The sequence below is a fragment of the Prevotella sp. HMSC073D09 genome (assembly GCF_001814145.1).
Classification (GTDB): domain Bacteria; phylum Bacteroidota; class Bacteroidia; order Bacteroidales; family Bacteroidaceae; genus Prevotella; species Prevotella conceptionensis.
In genome coordinates this window covers 14,845-36,596 of record NZ_KV815076.1, presented here as the reverse complement: position 1 = coordinate 36,596, position 21,752 = coordinate 14,845, and the positions used below count along the sequence as shown (strand labels likewise).

The 21,752-nt window shown below is 46.8% G+C and carries 26 protein-coding genes and 1 pseudogene; 11 read left to right on the top strand and 16 right to left on the bottom strand.

The window, feature by feature from the left end:
- Positions 1–24 precede the first annotated feature (24 nt).
- From HMPREF2955_RS05490 to HMPREF2955_RS05440, 11 genes and pseudogenes are all read left to right on the top strand, one after another.
- Positions 25–2,211, top strand: a complete 2,187-nt coding sequence (locus tag HMPREF2955_RS05490; protein WP_004364811.1) for a TonB-dependent receptor — start codon at positions 25–27, stop codon at positions 2,209–2,211.
- 196 nt (positions 2,212–2,407) lie between these two features.
- Positions 2,408–2,893, top strand: a pseudogene (locus tag HMPREF2955_RS05485) (hypothetical protein); the annotation flags it as partial.
- Complete coding sequence (locus HMPREF2955_RS05480; protein WP_009236089.1) at positions 2,886–3,761, top strand: hypothetical protein; 876 nt, start codon at positions 2,886–2,888, stop codon at positions 3,759–3,761. The pseudogene HMPREF2955_RS05485 and the gene HMPREF2955_RS05480, both read left to right, overlap by 8 nt.
- 25 nt (positions 3,762–3,786) lie before the next feature.
- Entirely contained in the window at positions 3,787–4,368 is a 582-nt protein-coding gene (locus HMPREF2955_RS05475) for a hypothetical protein (RefSeq protein WP_004364807.1), read from the top strand.
- 12 nt (positions 4,369–4,380) lie between these two features.
- Complete coding sequence (locus HMPREF2955_RS05470) at positions 4,381–4,728, top strand: hypothetical protein (protein WP_004364806.1); 348 nt, start codon at positions 4,381–4,383, stop codon at positions 4,726–4,728.
- 352 nt (positions 4,729–5,080) lie between these two features.
- The gene (locus tag HMPREF2955_RS05465; RefSeq protein WP_070721689.1) at positions 5,081–5,512 is read left to right on the top strand and encodes a hypothetical protein; all 432 of its coding nucleotides are present in this window, start codon (positions 5,081–5,083) and stop codon (positions 5,510–5,512) included.
- A gap of 5 nt (positions 5,513–5,517) precedes the next feature.
- Positions 5,518–5,937, top strand: a complete 420-nt coding sequence (locus tag HMPREF2955_RS05460) for a PcfK-like family protein (protein WP_070721682.1) — start codon at positions 5,518–5,520, stop codon at positions 5,935–5,937.
- A 4-nt stretch (positions 5,938–5,941) separates the two neighbouring features.
- Positions 5,942–7,216 carry a PcfJ domain-containing protein gene (locus HMPREF2955_RS05455; RefSeq protein ID WP_070721680.1) on the top strand — a complete coding sequence of 425 codons (1,275 nt, stop codon included), beginning with the start codon at positions 5,942–5,944 and terminating at the stop codon, positions 7,214–7,216.
- A gap of 27 nt (positions 7,217–7,243) precedes the next feature.
- Positions 7,244–7,498 carry a hypothetical protein gene (locus tag HMPREF2955_RS05450; protein WP_070721678.1) on the top strand — a complete coding sequence of 85 codons (255 nt, stop codon included), beginning with the start codon at positions 7,244–7,246 and terminating at the stop codon, positions 7,496–7,498.
- A gap of 8 nt (positions 7,499–7,506) precedes the next feature.
- Complete coding sequence (locus HMPREF2955_RS05445; protein ID WP_070721676.1) at positions 7,507–7,725, top strand: hypothetical protein; 219 nt, start codon at positions 7,507–7,509, stop codon at positions 7,723–7,725.
- Positions 7,726–7,900: 175 nt separating this feature from the next.
- A complete protein-coding gene (locus HMPREF2955_RS05440) occupies positions 7,901–8,674 on the top strand; it encodes a hypothetical protein (protein WP_070721675.1) in 774 nt (257 codons plus the stop codon).
- A 14-nt stretch (positions 8,675–8,688) separates the two neighbouring features.
- Here HMPREF2955_RS05440 and HMPREF2955_RS05435 read toward each other — a convergent pair whose 3' ends face one another.
- The 16 genes from HMPREF2955_RS05435 to HMPREF2955_RS05360 all read right to left on the bottom strand — a co-directional run bounded on the left by HMPREF2955_RS05435 (position 8,689) and on the right by HMPREF2955_RS05360 (position 21,291).
- The gene (locus HMPREF2955_RS05435; RefSeq protein ID WP_246830077.1) at positions 8,689–9,087 is read right to left on the bottom strand and encodes a glycoside hydrolase family protein; all 399 of its coding nucleotides are present in this window, start codon (positions 9,085–9,087) and stop codon (positions 8,689–8,691) included.
- 119 nt (positions 9,088–9,206) lie between these two features.
- Positions 9,207–9,665 carry a DUF3872 domain-containing protein gene (locus tag HMPREF2955_RS05430; RefSeq protein ID WP_070721672.1) on the bottom strand — a complete coding sequence of 153 codons (459 nt, stop codon included), beginning with the start codon at positions 9,663–9,665 and terminating at the stop codon, positions 9,207–9,209.
- Between the two features lie 12 nt (positions 9,666–9,677).
- Positions 9,678–10,268, bottom strand: a complete 591-nt coding sequence (locus HMPREF2955_RS05425) for a conjugal transfer protein TraO (RefSeq protein WP_070721670.1) — start codon at positions 10,266–10,268, stop codon at positions 9,678–9,680.
- On the bottom strand, positions 10,262–11,212 hold the full coding sequence (gene traN, locus HMPREF2955_RS05420; RefSeq protein ID WP_070721669.1) for a conjugative transposon protein TraN: 951 nt from the start codon (positions 11,210–11,212) through the stop codon (positions 10,262–10,264). The genes HMPREF2955_RS05425 and traN overlap by 7 nt, the downstream gene beginning before the upstream one ends.
- A 48-nt stretch (positions 11,213–11,260) precedes the next feature.
- The gene (gene traM, locus HMPREF2955_RS05415) at positions 11,261–12,532 is read right to left on the bottom strand and encodes a conjugative transposon protein TraM (protein ID WP_070721665.1); all 1,272 of its coding nucleotides are present in this window, start codon (positions 12,530–12,532) and stop codon (positions 11,261–11,263) included.
- Positions 12,525–12,827, bottom strand: a complete 303-nt coding sequence (locus tag HMPREF2955_RS05410) for a hypothetical protein (RefSeq protein ID WP_070721662.1) — start codon at positions 12,825–12,827, stop codon at positions 12,525–12,527. Before HMPREF2955_RS05410 ends, traM begins: the two co-directional genes overlap by 8 nt.
- A gap of 4 nt (positions 12,828–12,831) precedes the next feature.
- Positions 12,832–13,455, bottom strand: coding sequence for a conjugative transposon protein TraK (gene traK / locus HMPREF2955_RS05405; protein WP_070721660.1), 624 nt, complete (start codon positions 13,453–13,455; stop codon positions 12,832–12,834).
- A 52-nt stretch (positions 13,456–13,507) separates the two neighbouring features.
- A complete protein-coding gene (gene traJ / locus HMPREF2955_RS05400) occupies positions 13,508–14,545 on the bottom strand; it encodes a conjugative transposon protein TraJ (RefSeq protein ID WP_070721659.1) in 1,038 nt (345 codons plus the stop codon).
- 42 nt (positions 14,546–14,587) lie between these two features.
- The gene (locus HMPREF2955_RS05395; protein WP_070721657.1) at positions 14,588–15,220 is read right to left on the bottom strand and encodes a DUF4141 domain-containing protein; all 633 of its coding nucleotides are present in this window, start codon (positions 15,218–15,220) and stop codon (positions 14,588–14,590) included.
- A 222-nt stretch (positions 15,221–15,442) separates the two neighbouring features.
- Positions 15,443–17,956, bottom strand: a complete 2,514-nt coding sequence (locus HMPREF2955_RS05390) for a TraG family conjugative transposon ATPase (protein WP_070721654.1) — start codon at positions 17,954–17,956, stop codon at positions 15,443–15,445.
- Positions 17,953–18,288, bottom strand: coding sequence for a DUF4133 domain-containing protein (locus HMPREF2955_RS05385; protein ID WP_070721652.1), 336 nt, complete (start codon positions 18,286–18,288; stop codon positions 17,953–17,955). Before HMPREF2955_RS05385 ends, HMPREF2955_RS05390 begins: the two co-directional genes overlap by 4 nt.
- 4 nt (positions 18,289–18,292) lie before the next feature.
- Positions 18,293–18,595: a DUF4134 domain-containing protein gene (locus tag HMPREF2955_RS05380; protein ID WP_070721650.1), complete on the bottom strand. Its 303-nt coding sequence runs from the start codon at positions 18,593–18,595 to the stop codon at positions 18,293–18,295.
- Between the two features lie 140 nt (positions 18,596–18,735).
- The gene (locus HMPREF2955_RS05375; protein ID WP_070721648.1) at positions 18,736–19,542 is read right to left on the bottom strand and encodes a hypothetical protein; all 807 of its coding nucleotides are present in this window, start codon (positions 19,540–19,542) and stop codon (positions 18,736–18,738) included.
- A 2-nt stretch (positions 19,543–19,544) separates the two neighbouring features.
- A complete protein-coding gene (locus tag HMPREF2955_RS05370; protein ID WP_070721647.1) occupies positions 19,545–20,021 on the bottom strand; it encodes a DUF3408 domain-containing protein in 477 nt (158 codons plus the stop codon).
- A 6-nt stretch (positions 20,022–20,027) separates the two neighbouring features.
- Positions 20,028–20,501 (bottom strand): DUF3408 domain-containing protein, encoded by a 474-nt coding sequence (locus tag HMPREF2955_RS05365; RefSeq protein ID WP_070721645.1) that lies wholly within the window; start codon positions 20,499–20,501, stop codon positions 20,028–20,030.
- Entirely contained in the window at positions 20,488–21,291 is an 804-nt protein-coding gene (locus tag HMPREF2955_RS05360; protein ID WP_070721643.1) for a nucleotide-binding protein, read from the bottom strand. The genes HMPREF2955_RS05365 and HMPREF2955_RS05360 overlap by 14 nt, the downstream gene beginning before the upstream one ends.
- Between the last annotated feature and the right edge of the window lie 461 nt (positions 21,292–21,752).

Here is a 21,752-nt window from a genome sequence, read left to right as displayed (position 1 = left end):
ATCAATAATTAAGGACACAATTTAATGAGACATTTTATAATACTAATATTCTTATGGATAATATCTCTGTCACAGACAGCAGCCGCGCTTAACACATTTAAGGCAAAAATCATAGACGGAGACAGCGGCGAACCGCTAATAGGAGCGTCCGCAACTGTGGAGGGGACACAACTGGGAAATGTAGCCGACAAGGACGGTTTCGTGGAAATCACAGGTATCCCCGATGGTCCACAAACCATCAGGTTCAGCTATCTTGGATATGAGACAGAGGAAAAGAGTTATGTGTTTCCTTTGTCTGATGGCGAACCCTATGTAACAATTACACTTGAAGAGGGCGAAGACAACAAGCTGAAAGAGGTTGTTATCTCTGCAACCCGAGGCACCCGCACTTTCAGGAATATTCCGACGCGTGTGGAATTTATCGGTTCAGAGGAACTTGAAGAGAAAAATGTCATGAAGCCCGGTGATATAAGAATGCTGCTCAGCGAAAGCACTGGCATACAGACACAGCAGACTTCGGCCATCTCCGGCAACGCCATGATAAAAATACAGGGTCTTGACGGTAAATACACCCAAATTCTCCGTGACGGTTTTCCCGTTTTTTCCGGAGCTGCTGCCGGTCTCGGAATGTTACAGACTCCGCCCCTTGACCTGAGACAGGTCGAGATTATAAAAGGATCCTCAAGTACCCTCTATGGCGGTGGCGCCATCGCAGGTCTTGTCAATCTTGTAACCAAGACCCCCACAGAAAAGCGTGATTTTCAGATACAGCTTAACGGGACAACCGCAAAAGGGCTGGATGTCAACACTTTCTTCGGACAGCGTTTTGGCAAAGTCGGCACCACAGTCTTCGCATCCTACAATCGGAACTGGGCTTATGATCCCTCGCATGTGGGATTCACTGCCATACCTCAATTTGATAGGTTTACTGTAAATCCCACTCTTTTCCTGTACTTTACAGAGAGCACCAACCTTAATATAGGACTGGAGTCAATGGTCGAGAACCGTCTTGGAGGCGATATGGAATACATACGCCACGGATATTCAGAGGGACATCCATATTTTGAGCGGAACAAATCACAGCGTTATTCCTCGCGAATCTCATTCAAGCACAGATTTGATGATCAGAGCAGCCTTAACGTAAAGAACAGCGCGACACTCTACAAACGAGACATCACCATTCCTACATATAATTTTAATGGAGACCAGTGGTCAACATTCAGTGAAATCTCATACGTTAATTCGGGAGAAATCTCTGAATGGATTGTCGGTGGTAATGTATGGACCGAACGGTTCAACGAAAAGAGAATCACAAACAATCTTGACCGAGACTATTCACTCGACACCTATGGCATATTTGTGAACAACACCACAAACGTATCTGACCGGGTGATTCTTGAAGCCGGACTCCGTGGCGATTATGTCAAAGACTATGGATTTATAGTTCTTCCACGCATATCGGCACTTTTCAAACTGTCAGACAAATTCTCGACCCGTATTGGTGGAGGATTCGGCTATAAGCCACCCACAATATTCTCTGAGGAAAGCGAACGTCTTCAATTCGCAAACATTCTCCCTGTGGACAAAGATGTCAATAGCATAGAGCGAAGCTATGGGGCTCAGGCCGATGTGAATTACCGCACAAGCATCGCGGACGGCAGAGTCATTTTTACAGCTAACCAGCTCTTCTTCTTCACTTATCTGAGACACCCGCTTGAACTGAGACCCCTGCACAACGGGCTTTACCAGTTCTTCAATATCAACGGAAACATGCGCAGCCTTGGCGCAGAGACAAATCTGAAAGTCAAGTATTCAGACTTCAGCCTGTTTCTCGGGTATACATTCAACCATGCCCGTGTAAGAGAGGACGGTCACACCTACGATAAGACGCTGACGCCTAAACACCGTCTCAATTCAGTGCTTATGTATGAGGTTGAGGATTCATGGCGTATAGGCTACGAACTTTACTATACCAGCCGTCAGCGACTCACCGATGGAATGTATGGCAAAGGATATGTGACAATGGGCCTTATGGTACAGAAAATTTGGGAGAAATTCTCAGTGTATGCAAACTTTGAGAACTTCACCGACCGCCGCCAGACAAGATTTGACACCATCTATACCGGCAGCGTCACAAATCCCGTTTTCCGTGATATTTATGCACCTCTCGACGGATTCGTGGCTAATTTTGGTGTGATTATCAAAATTTGATTAGTGATGTGATAACGTGGACACATCATATCGTTAGGACAAGACAGCGATATGCCTAAAGAACATGGCATATCGCTGTCTCGTGTTTATATACAGTATTCTCTTCGTCATTACGGCAGACTGGCAAGACCGCAATTGAAGGTGTATGGAATACCTCTTTTTAAGTTTTGTATACTGTAATCTATTTTGAAAGTTCTACATCTTCTCAACCAAAAACGGATGTAACTTCATCAACTGGTGGCAGCGTGTTCTCTTCCGTTCACGCAAGAACGAGATTGCCGCCCGTCCGATGACGCATCATACAAGTATCGTTACTTTCATGGAACTGAACATGATTTTGTGGACAAGCTATCTCCTGTTGATGTTCTGCTACGACAAGAACTTCCTCGGTGACCATCATCCTGTAACTTCGGTTGTTGCCGCAGCTTGTCTGATAGGTAGTTTCTTCATCTTCCGAAAGCAGTTGCGTTTGAGCACATGGGGAGCCAATATCCGTATGGCTATCGCAACGGTTGTCGTGTTCTGGGTACCTGTGGAAGTGCTTGGTCGCCTTGACTTTTTCAAGGAGATTTGGATTGAGCCGGAGAAGTATACAACCCAGATGATTTGCATCCTCGTGGCATTCGTGGCATTGCTCGTCTATATCATGTTTGCAGCTCACAAGAAGAAAAGCCATGAGTAACAAGAAACTATATTGGTGGAAATCCATCGTGTCGATGGGCGTGATATTGGGAAGCATGCCAATGGTTCACTTGGTGGCACGAGTATTGAAGGACAACTACGACGGCACGCAACTGTTGGGTGCTGGCATGGCTGTGGGATTCGTGGGCTTGGTGATGGTGGTGGTCGGTGTTTTCGTCAAGGGACAGACTCGCCAAACCTTGCTCGGACTTATCGGTGGCATGTTCTACTGGACGGGTTGGGTGGATTTCCTCTTCATGTATTATGCCCATCGTTGGGGAACACATGCCGAGATTGACCCCACAACGGGAGAGGTGTTGAGCCGACCTGAATATCTTCTGCTCCCTGCCACCTTTGGCTTGTGGGCAATGGTGATGTTGCTCTACATCTTCTGTTCCCGAAATGCCTGCAACTTCCTCAACTGGTGGCAGACGCTCTTCTTGGGGAAGAACAAGCGACTCATCGCCGCTCGCCCGATGACACGCCACACCAGCATTGTTACCTTTATGGAAATCAACACAATGCTCTGGACTTGCTATCTCCTGCTGATGAACCTCTACGATCCTCAATTGTTTGGTCGTGAGAGTCCAGTCACCTTCGGTGTAGCCTTCGGTGCCTTGCTTTCCGCCCCATACGTATTTCGCAAGCAACTCCACTTGCAATCGTGGGGAGCAAACATCAGAATGGGTACGGCAACGGTCATCGTGTTCTGGATAGCGGTAGAGGCATTTAATCGCACGGGCATCATCGGGAAGCTCATTGCACATCCGAGCGAATATCCTTGGCATTGGGTGATAATGGTGATAGAACTTTGTTTCTTGGCAGGAAAGATTGTCAAGGATGCGAGGGCGAAGAAAGAAAAGAAATAAGATAGATAATCAGATAAGGAAATCAATGAAGAAAGGAACTTGGAGAAAACAACATAAATGGCTTGGTATCGGCTTGAGCTTCTTCATGCTGATGTTCTGCGTGTCAGGCATCCTGCTCAATCATCGTTCACTCATCAAGGATGTGAACGTGAGCAGGAAGTACCTGCCAAGTCGTTATGAGTTTCAGAAATGGAATGGCGGTTTGCTACGAGGCACGCTTGACATTGGCAAGGATTTAATGGTAGATTCCATGAGGAATGTGGATTCTTGTCGCCAACTGTTGCTTTATGGCAATGGTGGCATCTGGCTTACCGACTCCAAGGCTTCCTACTTCAAGGATTTCAATGAGGGGTTGTCAGAAGGTGCCGACTATAGGCAAATCAAAAATGTCATAAGGCTTGATAATGGAAGGATATTTGCAGTCTCACCTTTCGGGCTTTATCGCTATGGAGTGCATAACAAATGGTATAAGGTGAATATGTCACTGGAGGATGAGGAGAAATTTACGGACATCGCTTCGCATGGCGACACCCTTGTAGTGCTCAGTCGTTCCTTTGTCTATACCTCGCTTCCTCCTTATAAGACTTTTAAGCGCATTCTAACGTAAAAAGCTCCGATTATGAATACAATCATCATGAATCAAGATGTCCACACACCAGCCTTCATCAAGGCAGACGCATCGAATAAAACCGATAATATCAAGCAGCAGCCGATTTCTCCCAAGCAAGTCCGCCGCTTCGGTTGGACACGCTTCATCGAACTCGCTATCCTGCTTTCTATCGTTATCGGTGCCATTTGGCTTATCTCGAAGATGGTAACGCCGCAAGTCGTAACTGTCGTGTCAGTCATTGCAGGTTTTCTGATACTACGCTTTATAGTCAGGGTAATTCTAAAAGTAACATTTGCGCTGCTGAGCATTCTATTTTGGTTGGCTATTCTCTGTGCCATCCTGCTATGCGTGCTTTGAGAAGCACAGCTCTGTAAAACCTTTCATGTTATTTCATCAGGTGGTTATCTCGCATTTTGAGATAGCCACCTTTTCTATTTCCCACTACGAGCGTTGCACTTTTGCTTCTTTTCCAATGCTCCACGATATGCGATGACAAGAAGACGGATGCTGTTCCCTTTTTATCCGCAAAGGTAGTACGGGGCATGTGGCTTTCAAAAGGTCTGTGCCGCTTGGTTTGTCTGGAAAATCTCCACACCTACGGGTAGTATTTTCCGACAAAACCTTGTGTAAGCCTGCCCCGCTACCTCTATTTTGCTACAAAAAGGAATCAGCATACTCCGATCTTTGGACGCATAAAAAAAATGTCGCTATGGATAAGCAAAAAGTAAATACAACATCTTCGATGAACAGAAAAGGATATAGCTCCTCCTCTCATTACCGCATTAACCCTACGGCTGAAAAAAGTGAGCAAGTGTTGGCAATTAAGTTTGTACAATGGGACGTTCCCCCGTTGGAGAGCCTTTGTAATAGCAAAGTATATCTCCTGCGTATGAAACTCTATCGTGGCGAAATGATGAGCCGTGAAGAAAAGAATTGGCTATGTGATACAGTGAACTCAAACACCTATTTCCGTACTGCCGTTCCCCTACAAGGCTATCGCTTTGACTTCTTCGATGTGCTGAAGAAATACCTTGTCAATCAGTACGGACAATGGACAGAGTATTACGCACCCGACAGAACAAGCCTAAGAGCCTACCTATATGAGCGCATCAATCAGATAGTAGAAATCCCAAAATACTAAGCAATATGAAAGGTACAGAACATTTTACACGGACAATAGCCGAGTATCTCAATCAGCGTGCTATGGCAGACCCATTGTTTGCCCCTAACTTGATGAAACCTAACAAGAATATCGAGGAGTGCATCACCTACATTCTTAATGAAGTGCAGAAAAGCGGTTGCAATGGCTTTGATGATGATGAAATCTTCTCTATGGCTGTTCACTACTACGATGAGGACGATATAGAGGTCGGCAAGGCTGTTTCCTGCCAAGTTGCCGTTAATCACGTTGTGGAACTAACGGAAGAAGAAAAAACCGAAGCAAGGCAGGAAGCCATTAAGCAATATCAGCGTGAGGAACTTGCCAAGTTACAGAGCCGTAACGCACGAGTGAAAAAAACCGAGAACATAGCAACCCAAGTACAACCATCACTATTCGATTTTTAAGCCTATGAAACCGAGAAACAAATTTGAAAAGGCAGTTTTGGAACAAAGCAAGCATCTTCGCCCGATAACCACGACACAAAGTAAGTGGGCATTCCGTGAGTGCATAGACCACTTCGCCTACCGCTTGCCAAAAGGTCGCACCACCTGTATGGATTGTGGGCATAGTTGGATAATAAACAAACATAGAGAAACTTGCACTTGCCCTCATTGCAGGGCAAAGTTGCAGGTCAAAGAAACCTACGAACGCAAGTTGCAGCAGAAGCAGTATTTCACCCTACTTACCACTTGTGGAGAGTTTCAAGTATTACGTATGTTCCTACTTGTTGTGGGTATGGAGAAAGGTTACAAAGCACAGACTTCTATAATTGAGATTGGACAATATTGGTGGAATATGCAGGGACGAAAAGCTGTGGTTGCCATACAGAGGGTATTGGGACACTATGTTGATACCTTTTCCTATTATAGTCCTATGGCAATCCGTAACGATAATGAAGCCTATCAGCATATTGCCTACTCACCGATATATCCGAAGTTCAAGGTTACAGACATACTTCGCAGAAATGGTTTTAAGGATAATTTCTATGGCATCGTGCCTACCCAGTTTATTCCTGCATTGCTTACAGACAGCCGTGTGGAAACATTGCTAAAGGCAGGTAGCACAGACCATTTACGTTACTTTCTTGGCAATAAGAGGGCTTTTAAGGAACTATGGCAGTCCTACAAAATTGCAGTTCGTAAGGGCTATGATATTACAGATATTTCCCTTTGGAGTGATTATGTAGATACACTTAGAAGATTAGGTAAGGATATTCATAATCCAAAATATTTATGCCCAAAAGACCTTAAAGGCGAACACGACCGCAGGCACGAGGAACTTCTCAGAGTGCGTGAAAGGGAGGAGATAGAACAGAAGCAGCAGAAGGCAATGGAAGACGAAAAGCGTTTCAGGGAACTCAAATCCAAGTTTTTCGGTATCTGTTTTACGGACGGCACAATCCAAGTCCACGTATTGGAGAGCGTGCAGGAGCATTTGGAAGAAGGTGTATCAATGCACCATTGCGTATTTTCTAATGCATACTACCTTAAGGAAGACTCCCTTATCCTTTCGGCTACCATTGAAGGCAAGCGAATAGAGACCATTGAAGTATCATTAAGAACTTTGGAAGTGGTACAAAGTCGTGGAGTGTGCAACAAGAATACGGAATACCACGAGCAGATAGTAAACCTTGTCAATGCCAATCGAGGTCTTATAAGCCGAAGAATGGAAGCAACGGCATAAAGTATGAACCATTAAATTATCAGAGATATGAAGACAGAGATTGAAAATATTATCTACAATTGGGCGGACGAGATACCGCATATTCTCATTAGGGTTATCAATGCAATAACCCTATCCGACAACAAAGAGGAGTTAAGGTCGGCTATCAACAAAATAGCCGAAGAAACAGAACTTGATAAGTTCTTTGCCTATGGTTATGGTGCGCACCACTTTTGGCTCAAACACCGCAGACTATCCAATGGAGAGCCAAAGGAATACAGATTATTAAAGGTTGAATTTTAAGATTAGGAATGATGAAGAAACAAAGATTTTTAATCTATACGGAATATGTTTTTGACGGTGTATTCGATGTGGTTGCCGAGAGCAAGGAGGAAGCACGGCAGAAAGTCCTGCAAAATTGTGGGCAGGGCATGGGTGGAAGCATCCACAGCACTTTGCCCGATGATGAAATAAACTGGGCTTTCGACAAGCACCCTAACAGACGAATAGACAGAATAACGAAAGTGTAGAAATAGCCTTCCAAATAACACAAAGAGCCACGCAAACCGAAAATTTGTGCGGCTTCTTTTCTTTTTCTTTGAACGAGCAGGCGACCAAAGAAAAGAAGCAAAAGAAAGTCGCAGGAAGTTAAAACTTAATACTAAAAAGTAAATACCTTTGCAGATGTAATAATAATTTGCATCAATGGAGACTATACATAAACAAGAAGAACTTATCTTCAAAGAATATCAAGCACTTTTAGATGATAATAGAGAAATCTCTCCAGATGGGTTGCACTATTTGGGAGCTTTTTACTATACCAACGGTTGCTGGGGCAGAGATTGTGGTGATGAAGAAGATAAATGGTATCAGTATTGTAATCGAAAACGAGGGTTAGTTGTCCTTACCAAAGAGCTTAACGATGAAAAAGCATGGGATATTAGAGAAGAGCATGCTCGCAAGAATGGAGTTGAAGAGTCAACGCCATCCAATCATATATTCTATAGAAACTTACGTAGATGGGTGTATGCTCTATTGAATATGGATAATAGGGGGAATATTCCTAGTTTTCCTGACATTGAAATTGCTCAAGAATGTTTTGAAACTAAACCCTGGGTAAGAGTGAACCTCAAAAAAGTTCCTGGGGGTAGTTCTATTGATAATGGTCTTTTGGCTCAATATGTCGATAAATTTCGCAGTCTATTACAGAAACAATTGGTTATATACAAGGATGCCTCTATTTACTTAGATTGCACCCGCCGCTGTGGGATAGATCTCTTGAGAGAATTATATCCTAACATAAAAGCTTTTGGAGATGGAGATGATGAATGGATATATTTCTCGGAAAAGCATCATTTCATTATAGTAAATTCTTATCACCCATCATATCGTCACTTTAGTGGAGGAGAAGAGGCATACTATAACAGGATGAGAAAAACCATACGCTCTTTTTTTCAAGAGTATCCAAATTTCTTATAGCAGGAACTAACCTCTTATGGGAAATAAAACAGCACAAACTCAACCTTTCGGCGCTTGACCAATCCACTCAAAACTTTACCCTTATATCGGCAGAACGAAACATACTCCCGATAGAAGTTCCTGTCTCCAGCCTCTATCTTTCGTAGCAGCCTACTCTTGGGATACTTGCCATAACCGAGTAGTCGCCCCACGCCCACATTATAGGCAAGTAGGCTGAGCAGCAGCGCATCTTTACCATACCCTTTGAAGTGTTCAAAGCATTTCCAAAGGTCAGCACGGAGCAGGGAGTCCGCCTGCCGTTCCGTCATATCCGCAGTGAAACGTTCGCCTGGCTGTAGCTGATGACCATATCCAACATACGGATAATTCTTCCAGCCGTGCAGTCCCTCAAAGTATTTCACAACAACTACCACACGCTCAAAAGGTGGCTAGTCTGCCAGCCGCACCCTGCGCTGGGCAAGGGTCGGCTGACAGAACAGGCAGAATACACAAAGTAAAATGAAAGAATTTATCGTTCGCATCAATTATGTTATTAGTGGCGTGAAGATGCAGGTTTGTCCTTGCCCTCTTCTCGCTCGTTGTTAAAACTAAAGGTCAGCTGCTGCCCCCTGCCGAAATTATCCTCCACATATACATCTATTGTCTGGCGGTCAGATGAGAGCGAAGTGTAGTATAAGCGGAACACATCCTTTGTGAGCGGATAGCGGTCGTTAGGCTTGAATACCGTACCGTTGTCATTTCTTAGCAAGCCTTTGCCGTCAGACTGAAAATAACGTATCGTATAGCGAGTGTCGGCAAACTCACCGCCTCGTTTCAGCGTACAGCGTATCTCAGCCGTTTGTCCCTTTACGATGTCCTTCTGAACCGGCATTGTCTCCACCGTAAACGGATAAGACTGCTGAACATCCAAATCCCTATCACAAGCAGATAGGCAAAACACGGCAAGGGACAGCACGCCCATTACCCAAATCGTATTCAATATATTCTTCATCTTTTCTTCTACTTAAAAGTTAAACCTTAGTCCTACTGAAACAGCAGGACGAAAACGATGCACGTCCGTTCCAAAGAGGAAACGTCCCTGCGCCTTTACAAGAAAGAGAACCCTGTCCGTTAGAAACACTTCCACCGAGCCATGCACGGCACCGCCATAGACAAAGCGGGAGCGGTCGAGCAGCGTCGCCCCATCGGGCAGCAGTTTCTTGTCCTCATTCAGTTGCTCATAGCCACCCAAGGCGGATATGCCACCATAAAGAAGCACGTCCTTACCCCTGTCGGAGAGAACAGGGTGCATATAGCCCACCTGCAAGAGTGCATCTTTGAGTTTTACGTTATAACTTCTGTACGGCATATTCTGCTGTTCATACTCTACCATAACAAAGGTATAATTCTCATGCCCCAAATATCGGGTGAGTGATGCTACCATACCGAAATTGTCAGCAGCAAGAAACTTTTCTCCCTTGATAAGCGGAATACTCCCTACGACCTCGATTCCTCTTTGCTTGGGTATCAGTCGCTGTGCCTGCGATGGCAGACTGAAAGTCATGGCCACCGCAACGCATACTGTCAGAATGATATTGTTCTTCTTCATCACCATTTCAGTTTGAGGTTATCAATCTTCTTTGCCAACTGCAGGTCTTCTGCCGTTACATGGAAGGTCAGCGTACGACCGCCATTTCTCTCATAGAGTGTCACTTCAAGCTGCTTGTCTTCTGCAAGAGAAAACTGTTCGAGCGCAAACACAGTGTGTTCACTACCCATGCCACGCACCTGCATCACCTGATGATAGGCACGAAGTGGCTGAAGCACCTGCTCTTGTATAGCGGTACGCTTTGCCATCTTCTTATCTACAACCTTAAAGGTGATAAAATCCACTGAGTACGGCATATTCGTGCCGTTTTCCATACGAGTGTGGAAATACAGCAAGCCGTTATGGGCATACAAGCCACGAAGCAGGAACTTCATGCCGAACTGCTGAGCACCGATGTGCTTGATGCTGCGCCTGTCGTTCTGATAGATAGTCTGCATCATCAGTTTTACTAATACGGGCGACTCGTTACCGAGTTCCTTGAAATAGATGTCAGAGCGGTTGCTTGGCAGCCTGCCTTCTGTTGTAGAGAGAAAGTCCTTCATCTCTATGCTTAACTTCTCCGGCTCATCGGCATATTTTACGTTGAAAGCATAGAAAGAGCCGTCCTCACAGATGACACTCATATTGGTTTCCGTCTCAAAGTCCTTCACTGAAGCCTTTACACGTAGCACGTTCTCTGCATCCTCCGCCTTACCTGCAATGATGTTCTGCGAACCTAAGTCTACATAGCGGATGGCAGAAGGGAAGATAAGATGCACGGTCTTGTCAAAGGTGACGTCCAGACCATACGGCAGTACGACACGCCCCGTTGGAATGTCACGGCTCATACCTTGAAAAAGCTCTCCCGAAGTAAGCGGTCGGCTTGGTGTCAGACCATCATTGTTTTCCTGTGCTGTGGCTGTTGCTCCCACCATGGCAAGCATAGCCATTGATAAAATAATTTTCTTCATTGTTCCTTTTGATTTGATGTTATTTTTTACTTATCATTTTCGATTGTTTTATTTGGACTGAACCAAGAAAAGGCGGTAGCCACCCTTGAGCGTTACCTTGATGGTGCGCAGCTTCTTCTGAAGCAGCTGACTTGCACCCTGCATCACCCCACGGGCAGCCTCGGAGATAATCTGGTCCTTGGCAGAGGAAGCAAAGGTAAAGGATGTTCCCATTGAACCACCGATGTTCGCCCCGACTTCCTTAAGAGCATTGATGTCCTCCGAACCTGGTATATACACGCCCTCTTGTCCGTCTGTATCGTATGCCGAGAGCTTGACGGCTATGATATGACCGTCCACCTCAATGCTCTTGATGAGCAGGTGCATACGGTTACCCTCAATCTTAGCAACGGCTATCAGTCGGCTCTGTCGTGGAATACGCAAGCCCTGCACTTTGGCACTTTCAAGCAGACGGAGCACGACATTATCGCCCTCTTTGAGCGTCGTTGTCCTGTCCACCACCACTTTGAGTGTATTGCGCATCGTGGGTGCAGCCGCACTTGCGAGCGAATGGAAGCCCAAGTTGCGTGCTTTCGTGCCATACTCCTTGATGAAGTCAGCATCGCTCATCGGCTGCCCCAGTGAGGACACTACCTGTTTGCGTTCCGCCAAGATTTCCATTGCAGGCAAGTCGGCCGAACCTCCGTTTGTATTATTGCTCATGCGCATCCCTTTGTCCGTAGCCGTTTGTCCCTTACCCTCGGTAAAGTCATTACCCAAAGATGGTGGAACGGCAGAAGCCTTGGGAAGATACTTCGCTGCCATCTGATAGCTCTTTTCCATCAAGGCAAGCTGTCGTTTCTCTTCATTGTCCTCCTTGCTGTCTTTGACAGAGAGTTCCTTTTTAAGGTTGTCTATCTCCGAACGCAAGGCTTCACGCTCCTGCTCGTGCGGGTCGGGAGCGTAAAAAGAGTTCAAGAGGCGATTGTTCTCCTCATAGCGATGCATAGAGTTTTCTATCTTTGCCGTAGAAGCAGCTGTCTCTGCACGCTGCTCCTCTGATGGAGCAGTGTTCTGTGCGAAATAGTCCGATAGTCTGCCCATCTCCTCGCGGGTCTGTTCCTCCTCATGTGCCTTGTCGCCCAATTCATAGGCTTTGAGCTTGTTTTCGGTGAGCTTTTCCGTCGTTGCCTGCGGGATGCTGTCATTGAGCCCCTGCTCCGCTGCGGTCTTATCCTTGCCCGAAGGTGCGAAGATAAACCACATCGAGAGGGAAAACAGCAGTCCCAGTCCTCCGAAGACCAAGCCTTTCTTCATTTGTTCTTTCTGTTTATTATCCATTTTCCTTGATTGTTTGATGATGTTGTAGGTAAAAATTGCCGTGTAACTCTTGTAAGGTGCTGTCCGTCCGTATCGGACTGTCCGTCAGCTTTCCCGTGGGGATGGGTAGTTTCTCCTTCTTTAGAGGAAGGAAAAACTGCGCTATCATCCAAAGCGAACAGAGCAGATAGATGAAGCTCAGTCCATAGACGATTTCCTTTCTCTGCCTTATCGTGAGCCTTTCACACCGATGGCGGAGCCATAGGTGAAAGCGCAGATATTGACGTGAGAGTAAAAAGTTTCTTTTCCTTGCCATAGCCTTATCGTTTATAAGTATGTATGTCCCTGTTCTCCTTGACGAGGAAATTCTCCATCAGGAAGCCTTGCGGGTTGTTGTCCGAACGGACTGAGTTCTGCAGCGTACAGGTTGTAATGAGACTGCGCTCTGTAACATTACTCTGGCGTACGATAAACTCCCTTGCATAGGTCGTTACCGCATAAGGGTAAGTATTAAAGTTGCAGTGGATAGAGTCCACCTCTATGCGCTGATTGACATTACCCGATATGGCACGGTTATAATAGCCCTTCTCTGCCAAGTCCTTGTAATAGTTGAAAGCCGACTTGTCACACAGCACGAAGGCACGTTCCATATTCTTCTCAATGGCATCCTTGTCGGGGGCGATGGTGAAGAACAGCTCGTGGAAGCGGCGTACGTGTTCACGTGCCTCTACGGGGCGGTTTCGACTTGCATCCTGACTGAGGGCAAGCATGAGCGACTTGCCTTGGTCAAGCACATAGATTTTCTCCCGTTGCTCCTTGGCGAAGCTGTACGAGGCATAGACGGCATAACCGCTTACTGCCACGCAGACGATAGCAAAGACAAAGGCATAGAGTCTTATCTGTCTGAATGAGGTCTCGATGTTGTTGAGTGATTTGAATTCCATTTTTTTCTTTCCTTTTATAGCTGTTGATGAATTAAGCATTATTGCTCCATTTCTATTTTCCTTTAAGCAGTGCACCCTTGATACGTCCACCGACATTTCCGATGACCGACCCGGCACCTGCTGCGGCATATCGTCCGCCCGTGTAGGCACTTTGTGCACCGCGCTGTGCAGCTTGATTGACATTGCGACCGTAAGAGCCGATACCGCCTCCTGCTTCGATAATCCAGCCTGCAACGGTGGGAACGCAGAAGTAACCCACGATGCCGATGAGGAAGAAGACGATGTAGTACCACGTCCCCGCGTCTGGAAGGTAGTTGGGATCGCTGAGCGCCTCGATGTCCTTCTGTATCATCAGCACCTGTATCTTCGTTAGCAGTGCCGTAAGGATGGAGCTGACAGGCAGCCACAGGTAGACCGATATATAGCGTGAGAACCATGCCGTGAGCGAACCCGACAGCCCATCCCACACGGCAATGCCGAAGACTATCGGACCGAGAATGGCAAGAACGATGAGTATGAACGTGCGCAGCGTGTCGATGATAAGCCCTGCGGCATGGAACAGCAGCTCCATGAGGTCGTGCACCAGCTTCATCACCCACTGCTTGGTCTGATAGGCAGCACGCTCAGCGTACATACCCGCTATCGTCACGGCATCTTCGGGACCGATGATGCCCATCTCCTCTATCTTCTCATCGAATTTTTCGTTGGAAACAAGATAGGCAGTTTCAGGATTGCGCAGGTAGGCTTCCTCCTGCAACTTATCCCGCTTGGCAGTAAGCTCGGCAAGGTTTCCCTCCTGCTGGTGTACCATCATCTCCGTTCCCTGCACTACAGGCGAGAGGACGGCATTCATCGTACCCAGTACGACTGTCGGGAAGAACATGATGCAAAAGCCCAGCACGAAGGGACGGAGAAGCGGAAAGACATCTATCGCCTCGGCACGGGCAATGGAAGCCCATACCCGAAGAGCAATGTAAAAGAGTGCACCCAAGCCCGCAATACCCTTGGCAATGCCCGTCATCTGGGCACAGAGCGGCATCATCTCATCATAGGTGGAGCGGAGCAGCTCATGTAAACTGGCAAAATCCATAAGCAAAAGTTTTTTATGAAAGTTCTTTTTTATTCTGTGGATTTACCAATACCTGCTTGCCGTATTACCATAGAGCGCCTTGACAGAAGCAAGGTTGTTCTTTTCCCTTGCACGCACGTAGCTTACGGAAATATTTTTCCTTGTGTAGTATGATACGAGCGAGCGGTTTTCCCTAAGCGTGGTATAAATGCGGTCGATGGCCTGCATTCGCTCGTGGTCGTTCATCGAGAAGACATTACTCTTAACAATGGACTTGAGTTCCTTGAGACTCTCCCCGCTCTGCTCCAGAAGCTTGGCATAGCCCGAAGCCATCGCAGCGAGTTCCGAAGGGCGGAAGTTTTTGTCCGAGAGCATTTTCTTATACGAGGTAACGTAAATCTCCGAGATGTCGCCCACCATCAGGATACACTCCTTGACCTTGTAGGCATCCCCGATGAGGTTGTTCACTTTCTTCAGGGCATCGTAATACTTCTTGGTGTCGTTGTAGAGTTTTTCCACTTCCTTGAAACCATCTAAGGTATTTTTTACTGTCTTGGAGGCGGTGGCAATCTCCTTGACCGTATTGGCAATGTTGCCCGCGAAGTTGGTCGGGTCACTCACTACCCACTGTGCGTGGGCCTTTCCGCTGAATAAAAGGACGGTGCCCATCAGCAGCATTAAAATTCTTGTTCTCATTGTTCTTTTTGTTTATGATGTGAATACTATGTTTGTCTGAATGTCCACTAAGGGATGTCTATTCAGCTTGCTGTTATAGGGATAAGTTGGACAAGTTAGTCCAAGTCTTTGGACACGACTGTCTAATTGATTGGACACGTTTGTCCAATTGTTTATCCACGTTTGGAGCATTATTTGTCTACGTTTGGCTAAACCAATACATTCTTTACATGTCTTGTCCGCTCAACGATTTCGTGCAACCCGTTTCTCTTGTGCAAGCTGCCGGATAGCCGTTTCGATGTCCCCACCAAGCTGTGCCGCCCTGTTCATCACCTCCACCTTCTCGGTTTCCTCCGTGGTGTAGGTCAGGTATTCCTCCATGCTCACTTCTGTGGCATAGACTGCACTCTGCATACCGCCCAGCCCTATCCACACTTCCTTGTAGAGTCGGTTCGGGTCGTTGTTCTGGTTGATGGATAGTATCTGGCTCTTTTCCTTTTCCGAAAGACCGAGCATCGCCTGTATGCCGTCGAACTTGGTCATGTACTTGCGCTGGTCGAGCAGTATCTTGCAGTCGGAGTTGTTGATGATACTTTCCTTGACAATGGGCGACTGGATGATATCGTCCACTTCCTGCGTCACGACAATGGCTTCCCCGAAATACTTTCTGACGGTCTTATACAAATACTTGATGTAGTCCGCCATGTTTGCCGAAGCTATGGCTTTCCACGCTTCCTCGATGAGTATCATTTTCCTGATGCCTTTGAGTCTTCGCATCTTGTTGATGAAGGCTTCCATGATGATAATCGTTACCACAGGAAAGAGATCCTTGTTGTCCTTCACTTGGTCAATTTCAAAGACGATGAAGCGTTTAGAGAGCAGGTCGATGTTCTTGTCCGAGTTCAGCAGGAAATCATATCGACCACCACGATAGTATTGCTTCAATGTCGTCAGGAGGTTGTTGATATTGAAGTCTGAGAGCGTTACCTTAATGTCACGCTTTTCCATATCCTTTCGGTACACGTCCCGCAGATACTCATAGAAGGTGTTGAAACAGGGCGTAACGCTATGGTCAGCACATATCAGCTCGATATAGGAGTTTACGGCTGAGCCAAGTTCACCAGCCTCGGTCTTAGTGATATGCTCATCTGCACTCTTCCAAAGTGTAAGCAGCAGCGTGCAGATACTCTCCCTTTTCTCTACATCGAAGAAGTAATCATCCGTATAGAAAGGGTTGAAAGATATAGGGCTTTCATTGGTATAGGTGAAATATACGCCATCCTCACCCTTGGTCTTGCGGTGGATGAGTTCACACAAGCCTTGATATGAGTTACCCGTATCGACCAGGAGGACGTGCGCTCCCTGCTCGTAATACTGGCGTACCATGTGGTTGGTGAAGAAAGACTTACCACTGCCCGATGGTCCCAAGATGAACTTGTTACGGTTGGTGATGACTCCCTTTTTCATCGGCAAATCCGATATATCCAAGTGGACGGGTTTTCCAGAAAGGCGGTCTGCCATCTTGATACCGAAGGGAGAGAGCGAATCCTTATAGTTCGTCTCTGCCGTAAAGAAACAGAGGGCAGGCTCGATGAAAGTATAGAACGACTCTTCTGCAGGGAAGTCTGCCGCATTGCCGGGAATGCCTGCCCAGTAGAGCGTTGCCGCATCAATGGTGTTGTGGCGAGGGTGGCATTCCATAAGAGCAAGTGCAGAGCCCACGTCATTCTTAATCTGGCGAAGTTCTTCCTTATCGCTACTCCATGCCAGTACGTTAAAATGGGCACGGATAGAGGTCAGTCCCTGTGAGTGGGCGATATTGAGATACTCCTGTATCCATTCCTCGTTGATTTGGTTGCTACGGCTGTAGCGTGCTAGCGAGTGCATATTCCTTGCCTGCTTCTCAAAACGTTCCAAGTTGGCGTCGCTATCCTCTATGAAGAGGTACTGGTTATAGATATGGTTGCAGGGTAGCATCAGCCCTACGGGAGAGGCAAAGGAAAGACGGCAGTCGCTTCGGTCGGTGGATAACCGCTCGTATCGGCTGTCCGTGCTGACTGTTGTAGGCAGGTCGTCCGTGTCGGAGAGTGTATGCAGGCATAGACGATTATCACCTACACGCACAAGGTCTGCGCCCAGACGGATGTCCTCCAAAGACGCATGCCCTTCTTCAGATAAAGAGAAATACCTGTCGAGTAGTCCGCCCTTTTCATTTGTGCCGACCAACTCATCTTCGGTCATGCGGACAATCTTTATCTGCTCGGTATCGTTGATGATACGCTCGAACTGGTCTACGGCTTCCATGAACTTCATCACCTCATCTTTGTTGGTGATTTCTTTGGGAATGAGGTGTCCACGGCAGAGTGAAGAGAAATTGCTTTGCTGCGCCATACGCTGCTTGTTGGTCTTGGTAAGGAAGAGATAGACTGAGTGGTGGAGATAGGGACGTTCGTTGAAGTGCCGTTCAGAGGAACGGGCAAGGAAGCTCAGTCCGCCATCGGAGAGCTTTCCTTGATAGTCCTCCTTGATGAACCGGTCCTGCTTGTGTACGATGCTGTAATTGGGTAGCACCTTGATTGCCTTATGCCAGGCAGAGTGCATTGCTTCGTATTCTGTAGAGGTAACGGTGAAGAGTTCGGGCAGTTCCACACGGAAAGCGACCGTGATATCAGCGTCCTTGCTCACCATACAGCCCTGCTCTATGGAGAGCAGCGGAAACTTCGATTCCAGGGTCGTTATCTTGCTTTTATTTCTCATTTCTTCGCTTTCTTTGGTTGAAGGTTACGGATAAGGTAGCAGACCGAACGGCGGTTCACAAGGTAGCGTGGGTGCATACGCACTGCTCCTTTCTTCATCAGTCCGTATTGCCCGTACTTTCTGTTCATGGTGAACGTTTGCCATACCACAAGGCTGGCACCCACTACACCTATGACCAGACAGGTAATTTGGCTGACTCCACAGAGATAGAGAATGACCACAAGAATAAAGACTGCCAGCAGCCCTCCTGCAAAGAGGAAGAGGTACTGCGCCTTCAAGCCTTTGAACTCTACCGTCCGGCCTACACCCTTGTTGATTTCAAATGATGCCATCGCCTTACAGGAAGAAACTTCTCAGGATAGTGGCAGCCACGATGAGAAAGATACACGCACCGAACCAAGAGGCTGCGGTCTTGCTCGTATCGGGATCACCACTTGAGAACTTGTTATACACTTTTATTCCTCCAATCAGACCTACTACGGCTCCGATAGCATAGATAAGCTTTGTGCCTGGATCAAAATAGCTTGTTACCATCTTTGTGGCTTCATTGATACCCGCCATGCCGTTGCCCTGTGCGTATGCTCCTATGGCGGTAGCCGTCAGCAGGAACAGCAGCATCATGATTTTCTTTTTGTCCATTGTTCTGTTTATTTTAAGTTGTTAATGATAAATCTTTGATGGGAGGAGACGGTGGAACTGGCTCTGTCTTATCGTATGGGATTGTTTTACCAGTGAGCCGCTTCGGCCGTTGCTCCTTCCCTGCTTGCAATATGATTATTTTACAGATAGTAGGAAAGCGGCTTTTCTTCCGCAATTTCCTCGTTATTGTTTTCATTGTCTGTCCCAGGGGCAGAAGTCATTTCTGTATCATTCTCCTGCAACTCCGTTTCTTCGACCTTGCGGATGGCAGCGAGTAGCTTTTGATGGTCTTGCTCCTGTCCGAGTGCGACTTCTTTCATGTATTCCATGAGCTCAGTTCCTCGTATCGCTTGCAGCGTTTCGTGAACGTCAGTTTCGTTTTCCTCATCGAGTGCATCGTCATTCCTGTGCCAACCATTGACACGGATAATATCCCTTGCGAGGATACTGGACGGTGATACTTCGGGCAGAGAATCGTCTGCTATCAGGCTTTCACTTCGTCCGCGGATTTCCAATTGCAGTTCCTCACGGGCTATGGTGTCCTCGTCAGGTTCGTCCATCGTATAGTCGACATTCATCTCATTGTCGCCCTCCTCAGCGGTACTTCCTACCTTTTCGGTTGTATCCTGCCCTGTCGGGATATTTTGCCCTGCAAAAGTATCAGGATTTTTGGCTGAATTTTCAGACGGGGAAACAGCGGGAACTTCAGGGATAGACGGAGAAGTGAAAGGCTTACTCCTGCCTACCAGAATATGGCGTGCACTGTCAATTTGCTCTTGGGAAACAGAAGGCTTGGGGCTTTCGCCGGGCTTGCCAGCTTTCTGTTTCGGGGTGTTCTTACCTGATAGGGCTGCTGAGTCTTGAAAAAGCCTCCAAAGATATGCAGTACAGAGGAGCATCCATACTACACCCAAGAAAAGGAGAATATCTAAAAGAACAGTTTCCATATTCACAGGTATAAGGTGTTTTTTAATTTCTGCTTGTCTGCAATCTCATTGATAAGCTCCTGATGGGCTTTGAGGTGATTGGTAAGGATATTCTCTATGTAAGCCGTCAACGTCGTTTCCGCCTTCGTATCGCGGAGAACATTGCGGAGTATGGTTAAGGTCTCTGTGTTGATCGTGAACCCCGATTTGTTTCGGGACCGCCTTGGAATAAAGAACTTGGTTTTGTAATCCTCCCATTGTTCCTCTGTGCTCTGCAGCATAAAATCAGCAATGTAATCAGCCCCTGTCAAATCCTTGCGGTCTTCCATAAGATGCTGAGTTCCGGACGCCGTTTTCTTTACTGGAGTGGGATTGTCCGTGTTGTATTCCTTGGTGTTTCTATCTCTTATGTAAACCTGAAAGAAAATGACACTGCAATATGCAATCAGAAGAATATTGCTGAATACCAAGAATAAAATCAGAAAATCGTTTGTTGTCATAATGTGTTATATTGTTATGGTTGTTTTACGCCGTTGTCTTGCCGTGGCATTGTTGATCAGTTCCTTATGCTCCCTGAGGTGTTCACGCAAAATGTTGTCTATGTATGCAGCCATCGATACCCGTTCACCCAAGTCTTGCAGCACGTTCCTTAGTACCTGCAAGGTCTCCACGTTCATCGTGAAGGCTGTCTTTTCGCGGATACGGACAGCGTGAAAATAGCGTGTCTGGTAATCGTCCAATGAGAGTACCTGAGTCTCATGCGGCACTTTCCTTGCCCTTTCCGCATTCGTTTCTTGGAGAAGTGGAGTTTTCCCTTGAACCGGCATAATCTTCTTCGCCTCTTGTTGCTCGTTTTCTTCATCCTCATCGGGCGGGTCGAAGGCAAGCGTATCCTTGGGCTTTCCTTTCATCATGCCGTCCTCTGACATCTCCTTGAGCTTGGCTTCCAAGATTTTTCTCCGTTCGTCAATCCGTGCCATTGCCCGCCTCCTTCTTTAGTCTGATATGCGTGAGCAGGTTGTCAATCATCTCATCCAACCCCGTGCCTGCACGCAGGGCTTTGCCCGGAGCCAGATAAGTGGAACGGAATGCCCCACGAAAGCCGTATTGTTCCAACTCGTGACTGAAACGATGGGCGGCATAGACATGCTCGTCAAACAGTGTGTAGCCCTCGTTCCTAATGTATTCGCTGTATTTCTCAATCAGCGTACTCTTCACCCTCCTGTCCACCTTGTTCCAAAGGAGCATGACATCCTTGATGCGTGCCCCGGTCATCGAAACTCCCAGGTCCTGCATGGTCTTGGCATAGGCAAGGCAGGAGACCATTGACTGCACATCTGCCTCGATGGGTGAAAGGATATAGTCCATTTCAAGTGAGAGTTCCAGAAGGTCGCTCGTCCCCGCATGCCCGGGAAAGTCGAAGACCACCAGATCAAAGCGTTTCTTTGGGTTTTTGCGGATGTGTTCGGCAGCCTTGGCGATGGCACCCTTCGGGTCGGCCTTAAGCACACGGTAGGAAACGCGTCCCAATGTTGAGAAATAGTTGTTCATCTGCTGGGAAACCAAGGAATCTTCCTCGACAAAGGTCTTTTCCCTTTGGCGGAGCTTGTAAAAGGAGTCTTGCGAAAGGTCGCAATCCACGATGAAGAGTTCGATGCCTTTCTCATAATAGAGGATGCTGCTGACGATTTCTGCCAGCGTGCTTTTTCCGACACCTCCCTTCTGGGAGGAAAAGCCCAGAAAGATGGGCGATGTATTTGTCTGTTCCATTGCGATAGATATTTTTATTTGTTGAACTGTCTTTTGGGCGATATGCCGTTTGAACGTTTGATTGTCCGATAGAACCATCGACAGTTTGTTTTATAGTTTGTCTTGCCGATCTGTCGGTCATTTGATTTATCAATCATTTGTTCTATCAACCATTCGGTTTGTCGAGAGTTCGAGAAATCTACATCTCGAACTATCGAGAAATCGAACAATCTATTTTCCGAACTTTTTATCGTCCTTTTGAACGTTTGTTCGAGCGATTGTCCGCTCGTTCTGTCTGCAAAATAAAAGCTTTTTCGATAGATTTTTCTATGCCTGTGAAGTATAGGGAAATGAAAGGAAAAAGAGTGAATATCATTGATAATGAGATATTTGGAAATCCGCCGTAACTTTGCAGGCGGATAGAGAACATGGAGCTGACCTCCCCGAAGCGGACACCCTGAAAGGTGGATGCTCCAATCGCA